This window comes from Acinetobacter sp. Ac_5812, from assembly GCF_013072695.1.
Taxonomy (GTDB): domain Bacteria; phylum Pseudomonadota; class Gammaproteobacteria; order Pseudomonadales; family Moraxellaceae; genus Acinetobacter.
Genome location: NZ_LXUK01000001.1, coordinates 50005 through 67964 on the forward strand (window position 1 = coordinate 50005; position 17960 = coordinate 67964).

General features: G+C 42.7%; 18 protein-coding genes. 5 read left to right on the forward strand and 13 right to left on the reverse strand.

Annotated elements, in window-relative coordinates; translation table 11 throughout:
• Window positions 1-19: 19 nt before the first annotated feature.
• Window positions 20-997 carry a putative solute-binding protein gene (locus tag A7P55_RS00310; RefSeq protein WP_171550662.1) on the reverse strand — a complete coding sequence of 326 codons (978 nt, stop codon included), beginning with the start codon at window positions 995-997 and terminating at the stop codon, window positions 20-22.
• Between the two features lie 125 nt (window positions 998-1122).
• On the reverse strand, window positions 1123-1941 hold the full coding sequence (locus A7P55_RS00315) for an NAD-dependent epimerase/dehydratase family protein (RefSeq protein WP_171550663.1): 819 nt from the start codon (window positions 1939-1941) through the stop codon (window positions 1123-1125).
• An 18-nt stretch (window positions 1942-1959) separates the two neighbouring features.
• Here A7P55_RS00315 and recG point away from each other — a divergent pair, with 18 nt between their 5' ends.
• Both recG and A7P55_RS00325 read left to right on the forward strand, forming a co-directional pair.
• The gene (gene recG, locus A7P55_RS00320; RefSeq protein WP_171550664.1) at window positions 1960-4005 is read left to right on the forward strand and encodes an ATP-dependent DNA helicase RecG; all 2046 of its coding nucleotides are present in this window, start codon (window positions 1960-1962) and stop codon (window positions 4003-4005) included.
• Window positions 3998-4702: a phosphoribosyltransferase family protein gene (locus A7P55_RS00325; protein ID WP_171550665.1), complete on the forward strand. Its 705-nt coding sequence runs from the start codon at window positions 3998-4000 to the stop codon at window positions 4700-4702. Before recG ends, A7P55_RS00325 begins: the two co-directional genes overlap by 8 nt.
• Here the strand turns inward: A7P55_RS00325 and A7P55_RS00330 are convergent.
• On the reverse strand, window positions 4635-5030 hold the full coding sequence (locus A7P55_RS00330; RefSeq protein WP_171550666.1) for an NUDIX domain-containing protein: 396 nt from the start codon (window positions 5028-5030) through the stop codon (window positions 4635-4637). The genes A7P55_RS00325 and A7P55_RS00330 overlap by 68 nt on opposite strands.
• A 10-nt stretch (window positions 5031-5040) precedes the next feature.
• Window positions 5041-5625: a TIGR00730 family Rossman fold protein gene (locus A7P55_RS00335; protein WP_171550667.1), complete on the reverse strand. Its 585-nt coding sequence runs from the start codon at window positions 5623-5625 to the stop codon at window positions 5041-5043.
• A 172-nt stretch (window positions 5626-5797) separates the two neighbouring features.
• On the opposite strand from A7P55_RS00335, the gene A7P55_RS00340 reads away from it, so the two are divergent.
• On the forward strand, window positions 5798-6811 hold the full coding sequence (locus A7P55_RS00340) for a magnesium and cobalt transport protein CorA (protein WP_004657647.1): 1014 nt from the start codon (window positions 5798-5800) through the stop codon (window positions 6809-6811).
• Complete coding sequence (locus tag A7P55_RS00345; RefSeq protein WP_171550668.1) at window positions 6802-7347, forward strand: hypothetical protein; 546 nt, start codon at window positions 6802-6804, stop codon at window positions 7345-7347. The genes A7P55_RS00340 and A7P55_RS00345 overlap by 10 nt, the downstream gene beginning before the upstream one ends.
• A gap of 52 nt (window positions 7348-7399) precedes the next feature.
• Here A7P55_RS00345 and A7P55_RS00350 read toward each other — a convergent pair whose 3' ends face one another.
• The 9 genes from A7P55_RS00350 to dxs form a co-directional block, all read right to left on the reverse strand.
• Entirely contained in the window at window positions 7400-7687 is a 288-nt protein-coding gene (locus tag A7P55_RS00350) for an STAS domain-containing protein (RefSeq protein ID WP_171550669.1), read from the reverse strand.
• An 11-nt stretch (window positions 7688-7698) separates the two neighbouring features.
• On the reverse strand, window positions 7699-8331 hold the full coding sequence (locus A7P55_RS00355) for an ABC transporter substrate-binding protein (protein ID WP_354667315.1): 633 nt from the start codon (window positions 8329-8331) through the stop codon (window positions 7699-7701).
• 19 nt (window positions 8332-8350) lie between these two features.
• Window positions 8351-9028 carry an outer membrane lipid asymmetry maintenance protein MlaD gene (locus tag A7P55_RS00360; RefSeq protein ID WP_016162220.1) on the reverse strand — a complete coding sequence of 226 codons (678 nt, stop codon included), beginning with the start codon at window positions 9026-9028 and terminating at the stop codon, window positions 8351-8353.
• Complete coding sequence (gene mlaE / locus A7P55_RS00365) at window positions 9028-9807, reverse strand: lipid asymmetry maintenance ABC transporter permease subunit MlaE (protein ID WP_005201238.1); 780 nt, start codon at window positions 9805-9807, stop codon at window positions 9028-9030. Before mlaE ends, A7P55_RS00360 begins: the two co-directional genes overlap by 1 nt.
• The gene (locus A7P55_RS00370) at window positions 9804-10622 is read right to left on the reverse strand and encodes an ABC transporter ATP-binding protein (RefSeq protein ID WP_004804074.1); all 819 of its coding nucleotides are present in this window, start codon (window positions 10620-10622) and stop codon (window positions 9804-9806) included. The genes mlaE and A7P55_RS00370 overlap by 4 nt, the downstream gene beginning before the upstream one ends.
• Before the next feature lie 419 nt (window positions 10623-11041).
• Entirely contained in the window at window positions 11042-13000 is a 1959-nt protein-coding gene (locus A7P55_RS00375) for a DEAD/DEAH box helicase (RefSeq protein WP_171550670.1), read from the reverse strand.
• A gap of 500 nt (window positions 13001-13500) precedes the next feature.
• Window positions 13501-14049, reverse strand: coding sequence for a shikimate kinase (locus A7P55_RS00380; RefSeq protein ID WP_171550671.1), 549 nt, complete (start codon window positions 14047-14049; stop codon window positions 13501-13503).
• A gap of 71 nt (window positions 14050-14120) precedes the next feature.
• A complete protein-coding gene (locus A7P55_RS00385) occupies window positions 14121-14951 on the reverse strand; it encodes an inositol monophosphatase family protein (protein ID WP_005201241.1) in 831 nt (276 codons plus the stop codon).
• Between the two features lie 126 nt (window positions 14952-15077).
• Window positions 15078-16982: a 1-deoxy-D-xylulose-5-phosphate synthase gene (dxs, locus tag A7P55_RS00390; RefSeq protein ID WP_171550672.1), complete on the reverse strand. Its 1905-nt coding sequence runs from the start codon at window positions 16980-16982 to the stop codon at window positions 15078-15080.
• 306 nt (window positions 16983-17288) lie between these two features.
• On the opposite strand from dxs, the gene ribA reads away from it, so the two are divergent.
• Entirely contained in the window at window positions 17289-17891 is a 603-nt protein-coding gene (gene ribA / locus A7P55_RS00395; protein WP_004804065.1) for a GTP cyclohydrolase II, read from the forward strand.
• Window positions 17892-17960 lie beyond the last annotated feature (69 nt).

A 17960-nucleotide genomic window follows, 5' to 3' on the forward strand; every position in this document is an offset into this window, starting at 1 on the left:
GGTTGCCTTTTTTAATGCGCTAACGACACTCCAAATACTTCGGATCATCCAAACATCGCAGTCGTTTAATGAGCGATACAAAATACGCATCATAATAACCAGAGTCGACATAACGATTCCGAATTTTGACTACCATCGCGTCATAGCCCTGTTTCTCATAACCTGAGATATCCGCCCAGTAATAGGCTGGTAAATGGTTTTCCCATTGAATGGCTTGTGCAGCAAGCACATTGCTGTTGCGTACAAACCAAGATCGTATTTGATGACCGAAGCCCACTGGGTAGACTTGTGGTCGAATCACGATATTCATCGCAAAATACGCCATAGGGAAGTTGACGACCTGTGTGTCTGCACCAAACTCCTTTTTCAAGTTATACGGCAATATTCCATAAGCAGGTGCAGCCAAAATATCAATTTTCTTCTGCTTGAAAGATTCCACCGCATTGGAAAAATCTACATAGACTGGTTTAGCGCCGACACTTTGTACCAATGCCTGCTGTGGTGGATTATTCTCCAAAATACCAATGGTTTTATTTTTTAATTGAGACACCTTATTGATCTGTTGCGTATTCATGATCATATAAGCCGTGCCGATCGGGATCATACCCAGCATTTCATAATCTGCCCCGATCATACGCTTTTCCACATTGCTATTATTTAAAAGCTGTAAAAAAACTCTGGCAACACGATTATTGGGAATCAAACCAATTCCCCCTGTTGTCCCCATAAAACGATTATAGCGATAGGTATTAAAGTTGGATGCCACCAAGCCTGAACATTTACGCTGGTCAAAAGCTTGTATAGCTTCCTTTTCATTTTTAAAGGTTTGAAATTTTAATTGAACTTGATTCTGTTGCGCATACAGACGAATATCTTGTAGACGGCGACTGATATCACCCTTTGTACTTAAAGGATCAAATACGCACCAAGACTGCTCAACAGCCCAGCTACTGGTTGTGATCAACCCGAATAAGATCATGCAAATTATTTTTCTCATGTATCACCTTTACGCCTCGCCGCAAACCATGTGCTTAATTTAGGCAGTTCCTTTCAGGAATCTATTGGTATTTATAATTCAAAATACATACCAACTCTTTAAACTTTCTTTACAGTCTAATCGAATTATTTTTCATTACTATGTACCAATAAAGCTGCTGCATAGTCATTAAAGCAAATCAAATGGTCAAATTTAAAATCAATCTCAACCAATCGTGTGGCATAAATTCTCTTGCCAGTGTGTTGTTCTGATACTAGTTTTAGAGGTTTTACATGAAGTTGCTGTTGAAACCACCATAATATTTCGTGCATTGGTAGTGGTGTATTATTACTAATGATATAACTTGCTTCAACTTTAGCTAAATTAACTAATAGTGCTAAAAACTTTGCTAAATCATCAATATGAATGCGATTACTAAAATGAATTGCAGGATAAGTCAGACTCTGTTCTGCCATTTTTTTGAGTCGGGCAATTGAAGTCCCATAAATGCCAGTCGGACGCACAATAATACTCTGCTGCGGATAATGCGCTTGCCAAAGTAACTCCATCGCCCGAAGAATGCACCCTTGCTCATCAGCAGGCTGTATCAGCGACTCATCATCAATCCGCTCACCTGCATTTTCACCATACACCCGAGTCGAGGACACGATCACGATCCGTTGCACAGCATGTCCTCTAAGTGCTGCAACAATCGGTGCAACACTGTCGGTATAAGTATGTTGATAAGCATCAATCCCGCTTTGAGAGGGCGCCAAAATCACATAGACCACATCAATCGGGGCTAAGCCTGTCAAATCCAGTTGTTGCACATCCTGAATATAATGGGTCGCGTAACAATCTGTTTTTTCACTGCGACTTATTGTGCTAATGTGGTGACCTTGCTCAAATAAGTGTTTAGCGACACGCTGAGATGTTTTACCATAACCAATAAATAAAATATGCATACACACCTTTGAGCAGAGATGACATCAGTTCAGCAATTACAAGGCGTTGGTGCTGCCGCAGCGACCCTTTTAGAAAAGCTTCATATTTTTAGCACGGATGATTTGTTATTCCATCTTCCGCGTGACTATGAAGATCGTAGCACTATTATTCCAATGAATCAGCTGATCGTTGGACGAAGTTACTTGCTTGAAGGTGAAGTCCGCTCTGTCGATTTCCCTCCGGGGAAAAAGAAATCCCTTGCCGCCTTAGTGCAAGACGATTTTGGCAAAGTCACTTTGCGCTTTTACCACATTTATAAAGGTCTGACTGATCGCATCCAAATGGGGCAACGATTACGGATTTTTGGTGAAGTCCGTGTTGGTGCACGGGGTTTGGAGTTGTATCATCCTGAAATTCAAGTGATTCAGCAACATACTGCTTTACCGAAAACCCAACTGACTGCGATTTATCCAAGTACCGAAGGGCTAACTCAACCTAAGCTGCGTGAATATGTCCGCCAAGCCTTGCAGCATCATAGTGATGACTTACCTGAATTACTCCCCAGCAAATACAGCAATGGCTATGAGCTTAAACAAGCGCTCCATTACATCCACGAGCCACCGATTGATGCCAATATGCAGCAACTCAATCAAGGTTCGCATCCTGCACAACAACGCCTGATTTTTGAAGAACTGGTTGCCCACCAAATCAGTTTACTCACGCGACGTGCATATATTCGCCAGATTGCCGCCCCACGTTTTAGCAGCAGCAAAGTGCTGGCAAAGAAACTCTTGGAAGGCTTGCCTTTCCAAATGACCAATGCACAAAAGCGGGTTTCAAAAGAAATTCTACAAGATCTTAAACAAGATCAACCGATGCTACGTTTGGTGCAAGGTGATGTGGGCGCAGGTAAAACCTTAGTGGCCGCAGTCGCGGCGTGCCATGCCTTAGAAGCGGATTGGCAAGTGGCGCTTATGGCACCGACTGAGATTTTAGCTGAACAGCATTATTTAAACTTTAAACGCTGGTTTGAGCCTTTGGGCATTCAGGTGGCATGGCTGTCAGGCAAACAAAAAGGCAAAGCCAGAACCCAAGCGGAACAACAAATCAAAGAAGGTCATGCGCAGCTGATCGTGGGCACGCATGCCCTGTTTCAAGATACTGTTGGATTTTCCAAACTTGGCTTGGTGATTATTGACGAACAACATCGTTTCGGCGTTGACCAACGTCTTGCCTTAAGAAATAAAGGTGCTGATCAATTTACGCCACACCAATTGGTCATGACTGCTACACCAATTCCTCGGACACTCGCGATGAGTGCTTATGGGGATTTAGACACCTCGATTATTGACGAACTTCCGCCTGGACGTACCCCGATTCAAACCGTAACCATTCCATTAGAACGGCGTGAACAGGTATTGCAACGCATCGCCAGTAATTGCCGTGAAGGTAAACAAGCTTATTGGGTCTGTACCTTGGTAGAACAATCTGAAACGCTGGATGCGCAAGCGGCAGAAGCCACTTATCAAGAAATTAAAGAGCGCTTTCCAGACATCAACATTGGTCTGGTCCATGGCAAGATGAAGGCTGATGAAAAGCAAAGTGTTATGCAAGCCTTTAAAGATAATCAGTCGCAGCTATTAATTGCCACCACGGTGATCGAGGTCGGGGTCGATGTACCGAATGCTTCGATTATGGTGATTGAAAATGCAGAACGTTTAGGCCTTTCCCAACTGCATCAGCTTCGTGGTCGTGTGGGTCGTGGTGCCACCGCCAGTTTTTGTGCCTTACTGTATAAAACCCCTTTGTCTCAAAATGGTCAGGAACGGCTTTCGATTTTACGTGAAAGCAATGATGGCTTTGTGATCGCAGAAAAGGATTTGGAAATACGTGGCCCTGGAGAACTGTTAGGGACTAAGCAGACCGGCGATATGGGCTTTCGCGTGGCACGTTTAGAACGGGATGATCATTTGCTGACCCAGGCACATTATGTGGCAGAGCAAATTTTAAAGGACTATCCACAACATGCGGAAGGATTATTAAAACGCTGGCTGCCAGAAGCGCCAAGATATGCCTATGTTTAAACGACTTGGCACATCAGCACAGCAGCTTTTTGATTATTTTACACCTTGCAGTCTCTGCGACATCGGTATGAAACGCCAATTTGGTGTTTGTCAAAGTTGCTGGCAACAACTGCCTTGGTTAAAGCAAAGGATCGAGCGCAATCAGCAACAGATCTTGGTTGCTTGCGATTATCAATATCCAATTGATCGCTTGATTCAACAATTCAAATACGAGCAGAAACTGCATCATCAGAGAATATTAGATGGCCTGCTATTACAACTCAGACTTCCTCAAGTACATGCGATTGTACCGATGCCAATTTCGATTGATCGCCTATCAGAACGTGGTTTTAATCAGGCCCTGCTATTGGCCAAAACACTAAGCACTTACCTCAATATTCCTGTATGGCAGCCCGTACAACGCTTGGCTCAACACTCACAAAAAGGCTTGTCGCGCTTAGAGCGTATGCAAGATATTGAGCAACAATTTGTGGCAGCACCACCTAACTCAATTCGTTATCGCAAAGTCCTTATTCTCGATGATGTACTGACCACAGGCAGTTCAATTCGTGCTTTATCTAAGGTACTTAGCCAACTCGGCTGCCAACACATCTATAGTGCTTGCATAGCAGCCGCACAAGTACAACAAACTAATTCACTTGATTTTGCTGACACCACGGAATCACAATTTCTTTCGTTAAGGGCGCAAGTAAAGTAAATTGATCATCTAAATCAATCCATTTCATTTCTGCGATTTCGGCTGCAATTTGCGGTGGCTGTTTCAATTCAACTGCATACACATAACTGACTAAAACATGATCAGGTTCATTGGCGGCAGCTGTTTCAAAACGACCAATGAATTGCGTCAGCTCACATTCACAACCAATTTCCTCCAAAATCTCACGTTGCATCGTGATTTCAGGCGCCTCATCCATTTCCAATTTTCCACCCACTTGCATAAATGCATGTGTGTTTTGCTTGCGTACTAATAACAATTGATTTTGTTCATTCAAAATCACAGCAGCCGCTACGGTGATAATTTTCACTCATTGATCCTCAAGCCTGAATTTCAGCAGTCGACATCCACTTCGGTGTCGCTGGCTGATAATTTGAAAATGCCCTAAGAATATCCTCAATTTGTTCCGCCACAATCAACTTATCGACAAAACGCTCCTGACTAAAACCGCGCTCAACCGAGCCTTGAATCATCTGGATCAAGCCATCATAGAAGCCATCAACATTTAAAAATGCGCATGGTTTCTGATGGATTCCTAACGGGCTCCAGGTCCATTGCTCAAAAATTTCTTCCAGTGTTCCAGCACCGCCCGGTAAAGCCACAAAGGCATCGGATAGCTCAGCCATTTTGGTTTTACGCTCATGCATATTCTTAACGATATGCAATTCAGTTAAACCTGTATGTGCTAGTTCTCGATCGACCAAAGCATCAGGAATCACCCCGATAACTCGCCCACCCGCCTGTAATGCACTATTGGCAACCACCCCCATTAAACCTGAACGGCCACCACCGTAAACCAAGGTTTGACCTTGTGCCGCAATTGCCTGACCGGTTGCCTGCGCCATTTGCTGATAAATTGGATCATTACCGAGAGAAGAACCACAGAAAACACATATAGAATTCATACAATTAAAACCGTTTTATATAACTGTCATGCTGATAAAGTAGGCTATGTAACAAGATTTTTGAGAAAATAACGTTTAGGCAAGTGTTTTTCGTTTCATCCTTGTCTAAAATACACCCTGCTTTTCGGTAAACGACCGAAAACATTACACCGACTGCGCGAGGAAAAAAGACATGCTTGAAGCCTTTTATGCCACAGAGCGCGGTAGTCTAGAAGATGCAACCATCAACGGAGGTTTCGATCTCCACCCCGAACTGGTCTGGATTGATCTCATCGCCCCCTCCCAAGAAGAACAACAATGGGTTTTGGATGCGTATGACCGAAACTTACCGACCCTAAAGTCGCTTGAGGATATTTCCTCATCTGCACGATTTTACCGTGATGATGATGGAATTTTGCATATCAGCACCTATTTTTTAACAAAGAATAAAAACTTTCAAGTCGATGGTGATACTGACGACTCCTTACCCATGTTAGCAATGGTACAAACGGTTGCATTTATTTTGCATAAAGATCGCTTATTTACCATGCGTGGTGAAAAGTTGGTTGCGTTCCGTGCCTTTCGTGCCCGCGCACGTCGTAATGACTATGATATGGATTATAAAGACCCAACCTGGATCTTGCTCGGCCTACTTGAAGCGAAACTGGATGAGCTTGCGGATATCTTAGAAGATATCCACAAGGACTTGGAACGATATTCCACAGAAGTCCTGAATAACCATCATCGCGAGAAAATACTCGACTTAGATGACATGATTACGCGCTTAGCTCAACAAGAAGATATGCTGGGAAAGGCACAGCTATGTTTAATTGATTTACGTCGTGTCTTGACCTTTTTAGCGCGTCCACGTGCATTAGGCAGTCACATTTATGATGCCGACATTCGCGAGTTGAGTGAGGATGTTCGCTCACTAGTCGAACATGATGCATTCTTATTCCAAAAAGTACGATTCTTACTGGATACCACCTCTGGATTCATTAACACCGAACAGAATGACACGATTCGTCGATTCTCGATTTTACCCAGCATGCTTGCGCCCCCAATGCTGATCGCGAGTATTTATGGGATGAACACCGATGTGCTACCTTTTGCTCATGGCAGCCTCAGTTTTTGGATTGTGATTGGTATTCTGATGGCCTTCCTAGTCCTACCCATGTTTTACTTCCGTTGGAAAAAATGGATCTAAACAGGAAAGGATTATTGCTATTTTTGAGTATAATCCTTTCAATCTCAACAGCTTTTGCATGTGCACCTCACTCCCCCAAAGATGTGTTTATCGCACGTGTTCAATCTATACAAAAGCAGTCTTCCGACTCCCAAAATCAATTTGAATTTCAGCATGTTCGCTTTGTATTTCAGCATTTTCTCACCAAGTTGTTTACGCCCAAACCTACCCGATGGCACAGTGATTTTCCAGCCAAAACGATAAAAACAAATGATTTAGTGATTGGTCTTGCCTACCCCGTAGATTCTGCTGCTCCCAATCATTATCGGATCAGCACTCTGGCATTATTAGGTTGTGAGAAAAATATCATAACGATCGATCATCCCATTGCCCCCTTTACCGCATGGGATAGGCAAGTTAAAAGCTGCAGTAAGGCTTCATCCAGCATCAAATTACTAGATGGTTTTTTAGAATATGATCAACGTTATTATTTAGCAAAGTTACATCAAAAATATCCAAGCTGTGAGGCGCTATTTTCTGCTTTTCCCAAAAGCTAGGCATAAAAAAGAGAGCTAAAAATAGCTCTCTTTTTCCACTTTGTCAGATCAATCAAATCAATTTCAAATCGTCTTGCAAATGGCAAGCTTGGATGATTTTCAACATCTTCTCAGACACATTTTTAATGTGCAGGCCTTTATTTTCAGGTGTTTGACGCAACCATTGCACCAACACCGCCAAAGATAAAGTATTGCCGTGTTCAAGCTGGGCTAAATCAACAACCAAAGGAAAATTCTGATGTTGCTGAATATGCTTTAAACCAGCCTGATAGATCTGTTCTGCATTTTCAAAATTAATTGTCTTCGACACAATTAATTGCTGATCAATATATTGAATCACCCGTCACCTACTTATTTTTTGCTAACAGCTGCATCTGCATCTGGTTTAAAGGTCGCAATCGCTTTATTGATGTCACCACCATTACGTTGAACCGTTGCCGCAAACTGATTACGGAATTGCAAACCAAGATCAATACCAGACACATTGATGTTACGTACTCTCCACTGGTCACCTTTGTCTGTTAACTGGAACGACACAGGGATTTTCTCGCCATTATGTAAGAAGTCTAAAGTGACCACAGGGTTTTTGCTGTTGGTCGATTTAAACGGACGCATGGTGTAGCTTTCGTTGGTATATTTCGCGAAAGCGCCGCCATAATTCTCAATAATGACCGCACGGAAATTCTGTTCAAACTGAGCACGCTGTGCAGCCGTGGTGTACTGATTATTTGCATAAGTACCCAACACAATACGGGTAAACGCTTGTGAGTCTACATATGGGTCAAGGTTTTGACGAATAATCGTTCTGACTAGAGCTGGATTATTCTGTAATTTTGCATTATCTGCTTTTAAACGAGTAATCAAGCCATCAGCTACGCGCTTAACAAAATCAGGTGGGGTCTCTGTTGGTGCCGCAAATGCTGCACTTGCAAGCATTGTTGATAATACGCTTGCTGTTAGAGTTTGTTTCAATAATGTGTTCACTTCAATCTCCTAACCTGAATTACTCAACGAAAGAGGGTTCTGCTTCAGTCGCCGCTGGCTTTGAAGCTGGACTTTCTGTTGCTGTTGAGCTCGATGTGGCTTTACCAGCACCACCAGTAATAAATTTACTGATTAAATCTTCTAAATCCATTGTACCTTGGGTATTTGAAACGACATCACCACGTTTTAAGTAGTTCACACCACCACCTGGGACAACTTTCAAATATTTCTCACCCAATAGACCATTGGTTGCAACCATAATATAAGCATCTTCATCAAGGCTGGTGATGGAGGTCATGTTAGCAATAAGTTGCTGTTCCATTTCTTTTTGTTTCGCAGCATCAGCTTGTTGATAATCAGCGCTATAGTGCAACTCTTCAAGTGCATTCTTTTGCACTTCTTTCAGTTGCTCTGGGCTAAAGCTGGTCAACTTACCATCAAGATCAAATTTTACAGTTGCCAAACGTGTCACTGGATCAAGTGTAATCGATTCAACACGGCCAATGGTTACACCACTCATGGTGACTTTCGCGCGTGCTTTTAAACCGTTTACGTTATCAAACTGCGCTGTCATGCTGTAGCTATCACGTAAATTAGTACCGACTAAACCACTGACTTTCATCGCAAGAAAAAATAGAGCGATACCGAAGATAATGACAAAAATACCTACGGCCAGCTCACTAGTACGTGATTTCATTAAATCCCTCCGAACATGACCGCAGTCAACACGAAATCAAAACCTAATACACAAAGTGAAGAATATACGACCGTTCTGGTCATTGCAGTCGCGATACCTTCTGGCGTCGGATCACAAGCATAACCTTGATATACCGCTACCCATGTACAAATTAAAGCAAATACAATGCTTTTGATGATAGTGCCGTTAAAAACGTCATGCCAGAATTGTACGCTGCTTTGCATACCGCCCCAGAATGAGCCTTCATCCGCACCCAAGAAATCAACACCCACCATTTTGCCGCCAATAATCCCAATGGTTGCAAAAATCACCGTGAGCATCGGCAAGCTGACAATCCCCGCCCATAAACGTGGTGAGACGATTTGTCTAAGTGGATCAACCCCGATCATTTCCATGCTGGCAAGTTGTTCACTTTGTTTCATGGAACCAATTTCAGCAGTTAATGCTGAACCAGCACGACCTGCGAACAGCAATGCGGCAACCACAGAAGCCAATTCACGTAACAGTGTCAATGAAATCGCAGTACCTAACATTGCCTCACTACCAAAGGTGACCAGAATGCTATACATCTGCAAACCCAGAACAGCACCAATAAACAAGCCAGAAACAGCGATAATCAGTAGGGACATGACCCCGACACGATACATTTGGTAAATAAAGCGCTGAAACCCACCTTTCGATGGCATGGAAAATAAAACTTGCAGAAGCATCAGTGCCGCAGCACCAATCCCCTTTATCCGCTCAATAACGAGTCTACCTAACCAGGCAATCGCATTCATGGACGAACCTCGTTATCTAAATATGCTTGGTGAGTAAATTGATATTCGACAGGCCCTTCAATCGAACCCGTTAAAAACTGGCGTACAAATGGCGATGCATGATTTTTTAATTGTTCAGGTGAACCTTCACCCTGAATTTTGCCTTCAGCAACCACATAAATATAATCAGCAATCGATAAGGTCTCTGCAACATCATGCGAGACGATAATCGTGGTTAAATCTAAAGCATCACGCAAAGAACGGATTAAACGGGTTAAAACGCCCATCACGATCGGATCTTGGCCTGCAAATGGCTCATCGTACATAATCAATTCAGGGTCTAACGCAATCGCACGTGCCAAAGCAACACGACGGTTCATTCCGCCTGAAAGCTCTGATGGCATTAACTGCTCAGCTCCACGCAAGCCCACTGATTCAAGTTTTAACGCAACTAACTCTGCAATAATATGTTCAGGTAATTTGGTATGTGCGCGGATGGGAAAAGCGACATTTTCATAAGTCGACATATCGGTAAACAATGCACCACTCTGGAATAGCATTCCCATACGTGCACGCGCAGCGAATAATTCTTGACGCGACATGGTCGCAATATCTTTACCGTCGAGCAGCACTTCACCATGATCAGGAAGTAATTGGCCACCAATCAAACGTAATAAAGTCGTCTTACCCGTACCAGACGGTCCCATAATTGCAGTAATTTGACCACGTCGAATTTTAAGACTGATATCGTCATAAATGACGCGTTCTCCTCGATTAAAGCTCAAGTTTTTAACTTCAATTAAGGCTTCGGTATCGAGAGGAGATTTGTTATTCATAATGGCATTCATTCCTGCACTTTTTATGCACGCATACTATACACTGAAACATTAAACGCTTGTTTTTATTTTGATAACCGATGGTACGAAGATTATTTAATTTATGTAGTTATTCTTCGAATCAGTTTGGCTGGTGGTATGTTGAGAATTGACATTAAAAGAATCAGAGTGACTGGTATCAAAAAGTGCATAGGCAAAGAACAAGCCATTACAAAGCATCAGAATGACGAATAGACACGGCAGTCCTTCACTACACATGAAAGACCACATTTGACTCAAAAGACTTTTATTTTGCTTAACCCTATTCATTTCTTATATAAAATTTGAATTAGTACACATTTTTAAGATTTTACATGACTAACACAAAATAAAAAAGCCAGTTTTTCAACTGGCTTCTTGTTTTCATCGGTTTTTAACGATTAAAAATCGTTTTTGCGACGACGGTCACCACCGAAAGTTTCTTCACGTGTACCGCGTGCTGGGCTATCTTCACCAAACTTACGTTTTGGACGATCTTCACCACCGAAGCTGCGCTTTGGACGATCTTCACCGCCGAAGCTACGTTTTGGACGGTCTTCACCACCGAAGCTACGCTTACGGTCACCAAAACCACCTTCACGTTGAGCAGGACGATCACCAAAATCACGTTTTGGACGGTCGCCGAAGCTACCTTCACGACGTGGTTTATAATCTACACGGTTGCCACGGTTGTCATCATTCGAATCAAAACGCGGTTTATCATTGAAACCACCTTCACGACGTGGGCGATCAGAGTTGAACTCGCGACGTGGACGGTCTTCACCACCAAAACTACGCTTTGGACGGTCTTCAAAACCACCTTCACGACGTGGACGATCAGAGTTGAACTCGCGACGTGGACGGTCTTCGAAACCACCTTCACGGCGTGGACGATCAGAGTTGAACTCGCGACGTGGACGGTCTTCGAAACCACCTTCACGACGTGGACGATCTGAATTGAATTCGCGACGTGGACGATCTTCACCACCAAATGATGGACGTTCACCACGAGGCTTGTCATCGAAGCTACGACGTGGACGATCATCACCACCTTCACGACGTTTGAAATTGCTTTCGCCTTCAAAACGACGACCACCGCCGAAACCGCCACGACCGCCATCACGGCCGCCACGACCACGACCACCGCCATCACGGCCACGACCACCACCATCACGACCTGAACGCGCAGGAGGTGGAGATGGCTCAAGACCTTCAATTTCAGATACATTTAAACGTGCATCTAAGTAATCTTCTAACGCACGGATTTTACCACGCTCACGGTAAGTCGCTAAAGTAACGGCTTGACCTGTACGGCCCGCACGACCTGTACGACCAATACGGTGTACATAGTCTTCGTTTTTCATCGGTAAACCGAAGTTAATTACGTGTGAAATTGTTGGTACGTCTAAACCACGCGCTGCAACGTCAGTCGCAACTAAGATTTTTGCACGACCTTCACGAATGCTACGTAAACGACGGTTACGAACGGTTTGTGGCATTGCTCCGTGCAACGCAACAACTGAGTGACCAGCTTCAGCTAATTCTTCAGCAAGCATATCTGTATCTTCTTGCGTGCTTGCGAATACAACAGCTTGATCTACTGATTCATCAGATAACCAATGCGTAAGTAATTTTTTCTTGTGTTCGAAACCATCAGTCCAATGCAATGTTTGCGTTACATCAGTATTGGTACTGTGACCCGTTTCAATTGCAATACGTTGTGGATCATTCATCATGCGTTCAGCAAGACGGATAATACGATCCGCAAATGTTGCAGAGAACATTAATGTTTGTTTACGGTTTGCAGCTAATTCACCAATTGCTTCTAGATCTTCAGAGAAACCTAGATCAAGCATACGGTCTGCTTCATCAACAATTAATGATTCAACTTTATCAAGTTTAATTTGACGACGGTTTACAAGATCAAGTAAACGACCAGGAGTCGCTACGACAACTTGTGCACCTTTAAGCTGTTGAATTTGCTTACCAAAAGGCATACCACCCATGATCGCAGCAATACGAACACCTTTCATGTGACGTACAAATGCAATTGCGTCTTGGCTAACTTGTTGAGCCAATTCACGCGTAGGAGAAATAACTAAAATTGTAGGCTGAGTGACTGCTTTCATACGGTCTTTAAAAGAAACAAATGCTTCTTCGCCCGCTAACGCATTTAACGTAGGTAATAAAAATGCGGCAGTTTTACCTGAACCAGTTTGGCTCGAAACTAATAAATCTTTCCCTTCTAATGCAGCGGGAATCGCTTGTTCTTGCACAGGAGTTGGCGTAGTAAAACCTAAACCTTCAAGCGCTTGTTGTAAGGTTTCGTGTAAAGAAAATTCGGCAAAAGTTTTGCTCATAGAGAGTTTCACCCTAATGGGTGCTCCATTTTAATAAATGCTAAAAAATAGACATCGGCAACAAGCGGCAAAGCGACTCAAGCTGAAAAATAGATGAAGTTCAGCGGCGATCCGAATAACGACGATGTGGACTTAACGCACGCTTGATTACTGCTTCAACCTGAAGAATCGCTAAGCGATTTGGGCGCAAGATGTGGTCCTCTCTACGGACAGCGTGCGCTAATAATGAATAGAACTGAATGTTCAGGTAATGAACTGGAATTTAAGTGCGTGGGCGGATTATAGCAGAATAATTTTAAAAGTCACCCTTTTTAATAGGTTTTTCTATTTCATCCCCTTTATTATTTGTATCTAGACGATAATGACGACCTCAAAACAACGCATTTAAAACAACTTTCACTTAAATATAAAGATAATTATCAGCAAGTTAAAACTTTATTATGTCTCCCCTTTTTTAATACTCTTATTGTATAGATAAACTGAGATTTATTAGATCATTGCTATACTTCATTAAAGGTATCCAGAATTTGTTTCACATTTGCAGCAACTTGATCAGGAATCTGATCCGTCAAGATCACTCGACACTTCAGACTCGAATAAAGCAGGAATCTCTGCCTAATCTTTAATTCTTCATTTGCTCGAACAGGATTCAAGTAAGCTCGATTGAGCTGCCTTGCTACGATTTCTTGAACACATGTTTCCAATACGAGTGAAGGTAGCATTAAAAAAGTAAAAACATGGCTCTCTACTTCATCTTTGATTTTTATATAGTCTTGGTGAGTATCATTGGGATAGGTCATAAATCCAGAGGAACATACAATGATCATTATTTTATTCAAATCGTATTTTATTTGAAGCTGCATAAAAAGCTGAATGTTACGCGCTGCATATTTTTTATAACCATATCGAATAATGTACTGTGTAATATCTCCTTCACTCTGCATAAAATATTCATCTAAATCATAATAATCAAAACCAAACTGCGCCGAGAGCAACTTGGCTGCAGTCGTTTTACCAGCACCCCCTGGACCAATAAAATAGATGAGCAATTGATTTTACCTTATTTCGAATAATGCATAAAAAAGCCCTCAATATTTGAGGGCTTTTCAAAATCTACAAATTATTTTGCAGCATCGCCCCAAGCAGGAACAACTGTTTGCATCAATGGTTTTAACATTTTAAGTGAACAAGCAATAACTTGCCCATTATCCAATGAATCATTACCACCACGAGCATCAACAATAACACCGCCCGCTTCTTTCACAATCAACTCACCTGCAGCGATATCCCATGGTTTTAAACCAAGTTCAAAGAAACCATCAAAACGGCCTGCAGCAACATAAGCCAAATCAAGTGCAGCTGAACCACCACGACGGATTTGTGCGCCAGATTTAGTCACTGCCAATAATGAAGCAAAATGCTGTTCTGCATAAGAAACGATTTCGCCATTACGTTTTGCACGGTATGGATGACCAACAGCAAGGAAAGTGTTTTCTAAGCTTTCTTTTACATTGACACGGATACGGCGCTGGTTCATCACTGCACCGCGACCGCGGCTTGCAGAGAATAATTCATCACGCACAGGATCATAGATCACACCGTGTTGAGTAACACCTTTATGTTGTACAGCAATAGAAATACAAAAATGTGGGAAACCATTAATAAAGTTTTGTGTGCCATCTAAAGGATCAATCACCCAGCACCAATCTGCATCGTGACCTTTACCTTCTTGCATACCAAACTCTTCGCCAAGGAAGCTGTGGTTTTTATAGCTTTTACGGAGGGTATCAATTGTAAGTTGTTCCAAGTAACGATCAACACGCGTTACTGGACCATCGATGCCTTTTTCTTCAACTTGCAAATCGAGTTTATGACGATTTTGATGTGCCTTTAAAAGCTCTTGACCAACTGTTTGAGCCGCACGCGCAGCCATAACCACCATAGGTTCCATTGAACACCCACTACAAATTTGAAGATTTTGACAAAGAATAATGCATAAAAGCCCCTATATTCTATCAAATATAAGCGCTTTTAGGGGAAAAATGTTGCTAAAAATTATTCTAACTTTTACATCAACTTAGTGATGAGAAAACCAAGCTTGCTCAATTGAAGCCAAGATTCCTTGAGTATCTAAACCACAATCATGCAGCATCTGTTGATGCGTAGCTTGATGTAAGAACGTATCTGGCAAGCCCAGATTCAAAATCGGCTTGAGAATACGCGCTTGGGCCAAAAATTCATTGACGGCACTGCCCGCGCCTGCCATCACCGCATGTTCTTCAACAGTCACAAAAAGTTCAGTCCGTGGTGCTAAATCACGCAGTATTTGTTCATCCAATGGCTTCACAAAGCGCATATTTACCACACGCACAGCAACCGCATGTTTTTGTGCAAACTGTTCAGCAGCATCGATAGAGGCTGCAACACGACTACCAAAGGCAAGGACACTAATCTGCTGTTCAGCATCCAAATTAAATTCAGCCACGATTTCAGCTTTACCAATTTCCATCGCTGTCATCTGCTGTTGAATCTCAACACCTGTACCCACCCCACGTGGATAACGCACTGCTGTTGGCCCTTTATAGAGATAAGCGGTATGTAGCATTTGACGACATTCATTTTCGTCTTTTGGTGCCATGATCACCATATTTGGTACGGTACGCATATAGGCATAATCATAGGCACCGGCATGAGTTGGGCCATCTTCACCCACCAAACCAGCTCGATCAATACCAAAGGTGACATCTAGATTTTGCAAGGCAACATCATGGATCAGCTGATCATAACCACGCTGCAAGAAAGTTGAATAAATCGCAACAACGGGTTTAAGACCTTCACATGCCATACCCGCAGCCAAAGTCACCGCATGCTGTTCTGCAATGGCCACATCAAAGAAACGCTCAGGATATTGCTGTGCAAATTGCACCATCCCAGAACCTTCACACATTGCTGGTGTAATTGCGAGTAAACGATCATCTTGAGCAGCTTCATCACATAACCATTGCCCAAATACATCTGAATATTTAGGTGGTGATTTTTTTACTGGCGCAGATGCTGTCGGTGCAATCTTGGTAATCGCATGATAGGTAATCGGATCTGCTTCCGCAGGCGCAAATCCTTTACCTTTTTTCGTATAAATATGAACCAGACGCGGGCCTTTACGCTTTTTCAGCGCATGGAAAACTTGTGCAAGCTGTTCTACATCATGACCATCAAATGGCCCAAAATAATCAAAACCAATCGCTTTAAATAAGTTATCAGCAGCATCTGTCGCAGATTGGTGTAAACGAGAGTTATAGGTCCACTTCGGGTGCGGTTGAACATAGGCTTCGCCTTGATCATTTACATTGACCAGTTGACCTGTTTCCCAGATTGCCGCCAAGTGTTTTGCAAAACCACCTGTACTGCACGAGATCGACATATCATTGTCATTTAAGATCACGATCAAATCGGCATCATGCGCAACCGCATCATTCATTGCTTCAAAAGCCATGCCCGCAGTCATTGCGCCATCGCCAACAATTGCAACAACATCGCACGGATCTTTCTGATAACGACGCGCCAAAGCCATGCCCAAACCAGCAGAAATTGCAGTAGATGAATGTCCAACCCCAAAGGTATCAAACTCAGATTCATCACGCGCTGGAAATGCAGCTAAACCATCTTTACTACGAATCGTGGTAATTCGATCACGACGACCAGTAAGTACTTTATGTGGATAAGCTTGATGGCCCACATCCCACACTAAACGGTCGTCTGGTGTGTTAAAACAATAATGCAGCGCAACGGTCAGTTCGACTACACCTAAATTTGCGCCAAAGTGTCCACCACTTTGCCCTGCCGCATACAAAATATATTGACGCAACTCATCCGCCACTTGTGCGAGTTGGCTTTGCTCGAGCTGACGTAATTGTTGCGGATGATCAATATCATCTAACAATGGCGTAACAGGGCGCTGAGTTGGAATTTCGGTATACAACATAATGTGGCAAAGCCTTTTTAAGCCTGGCAAGTCCGAAGCTGGGTTTTAAATGGGGGCAATCATACAATTAAATATGATCTACCTTCAATCAGCCACACGTGCGAATGATGTAGTGCTGAACATTCTCATGCAAATTTTAAAGAATGACCCGTAGATTATCCTGAATTATGTCACTGTTTATCAACCATTATTGTGTGCTTTGTATGAAAAAGAAAAAGTTATGTGAAAAATCAGGAATTCCAGTTCACGCAATCTTCATACATTAGGCTATACTCGAACTGTTTTTATTATCATAGTGAGCTCTCTGTGCCGATTGAATTTATTGCAACATCAAAGCTACCCACCGCTTTTGGTGACTTCAATATTTCCGTGTTTCAAGACCCTGCGACAGGTGAAGAACATGTGGCGCTATCTAAAGGTTTAGAAACGGCTCCAGATCAGCCTGTACTTGTCCGCATCCACTCTGAATGCTTAACAGGCGATGCTTTCGCTTCACTCAAATGTGATTGTGGACCGCAGCTACAAGCCACACAAAGCTTGATCAATGAAGCTGGTCAAGGCGTGATTCTTTATCTTCGTCAAGAAGGCCGTGGTATCGGTTTAACCAATAAAATTCGTGCTTATGCCTTGCAAGATCAAGGTCATGATACGGTTGATGCGAATCTGTTATTAAACTTGCCTGCCGATGCGCGTCGTTATGATATGTGTAGCATTATGTTGGATCACCTTCAGATTAAAGAGGTGAAACTACTGACCAATAACCCGCTTAAATTAAAAGCCTTGACTGATCTCGGCATCAATGTGGTTGAGCGTGTTCCATTAACGGTAGGTCGCAATCCTTTCAATGAACAATATTTAAAAACCAAACGTGAGCGTATGGATCATCTGTATAAAAAAGATGACTTCTAATTCATTTTTCAAAACGTTTAAAAATAAATCAGTTAAGGGATTTTTAGTGTAAAAAACAAAAATCCCTTA

Coding starts and splice junctions, on each gene's coding strand:
- A7P55_RS00385 (WP_005201241.1), bottom strand. CDS start 14,951: ATGGAACCTATGGTGGTTATGGCTGCGCGTGCGGCTCAAACAGTTGGT.
- A7P55_RS00370 (WP_004804074.1), bottom strand. CDS start 10,622: ATGAATAACAAATCTCCTCTCGATACCGAAGCCTTAATTGAAGTTAAA.
- A7P55_RS00310 (WP_171550662.1), bottom strand. CDS start 997: ATGAGAAAAATAATTTGCATGATCTTATTCGGGTTGATCACAACCAGT.
- A7P55_RS00315 (WP_171550663.1), bottom strand. CDS start 1,941: ATGCATATTTTATTTATTGGTTATGGTAAAACATCTCAGCGTGTCGCT.
- A7P55_RS00340 (WP_004657647.1), top strand. CDS start 5,798: ATGCTTGAAGCCTTTTATGCCACAGAGCGCGGTAGTCTAGAAGATGCA.
- A7P55_RS00345 (WP_171550668.1), top strand. CDS start 6,802: ATGGATCTAAACAGGAAAGGATTATTGCTATTTTTGAGTATAATCCTT.
- A7P55_RS00325 (WP_171550665.1), top strand. CDS start 3,998: ATGTTTAAACGACTTGGCACATCAGCACAGCAGCTTTTTGATTATTTT.
- A7P55_RS00360 (WP_016162220.1), bottom strand. CDS start 9,028: ATGAAATCACGTACTAGTGAGCTGGCCGTAGGTATTTTTGTCATTATC.
- mlaE (WP_005201238.1), bottom strand. CDS start 9,807: ATGAATGCGATTGCCTGGTTAGGTAGACTCGTTATTGAGCGGATAAAG.
- dxs (WP_171550672.1), bottom strand. CDS start 16,982: ATGTTGTATACCGAAATTCCAACTCAGCGCCCTGTTACGCCATTGTTA.
- A7P55_RS00335 (WP_171550667.1), bottom strand. CDS start 5,625: ATGAATTCTATATGTGTTTTCTGTGGTTCTTCTCTCGGTAATGATCCA.
- A7P55_RS00375 (WP_171550670.1), bottom strand. CDS start 13,000: ATGAGCAAAACTTTTGCCGAATTTTCTTTACACGAAACCTTACAACAA.
- recG (WP_171550664.1), top strand. CDS start 1,960: ATGACATCAGTTCAGCAATTACAAGGCGTTGGTGCTGCCGCAGCGACC.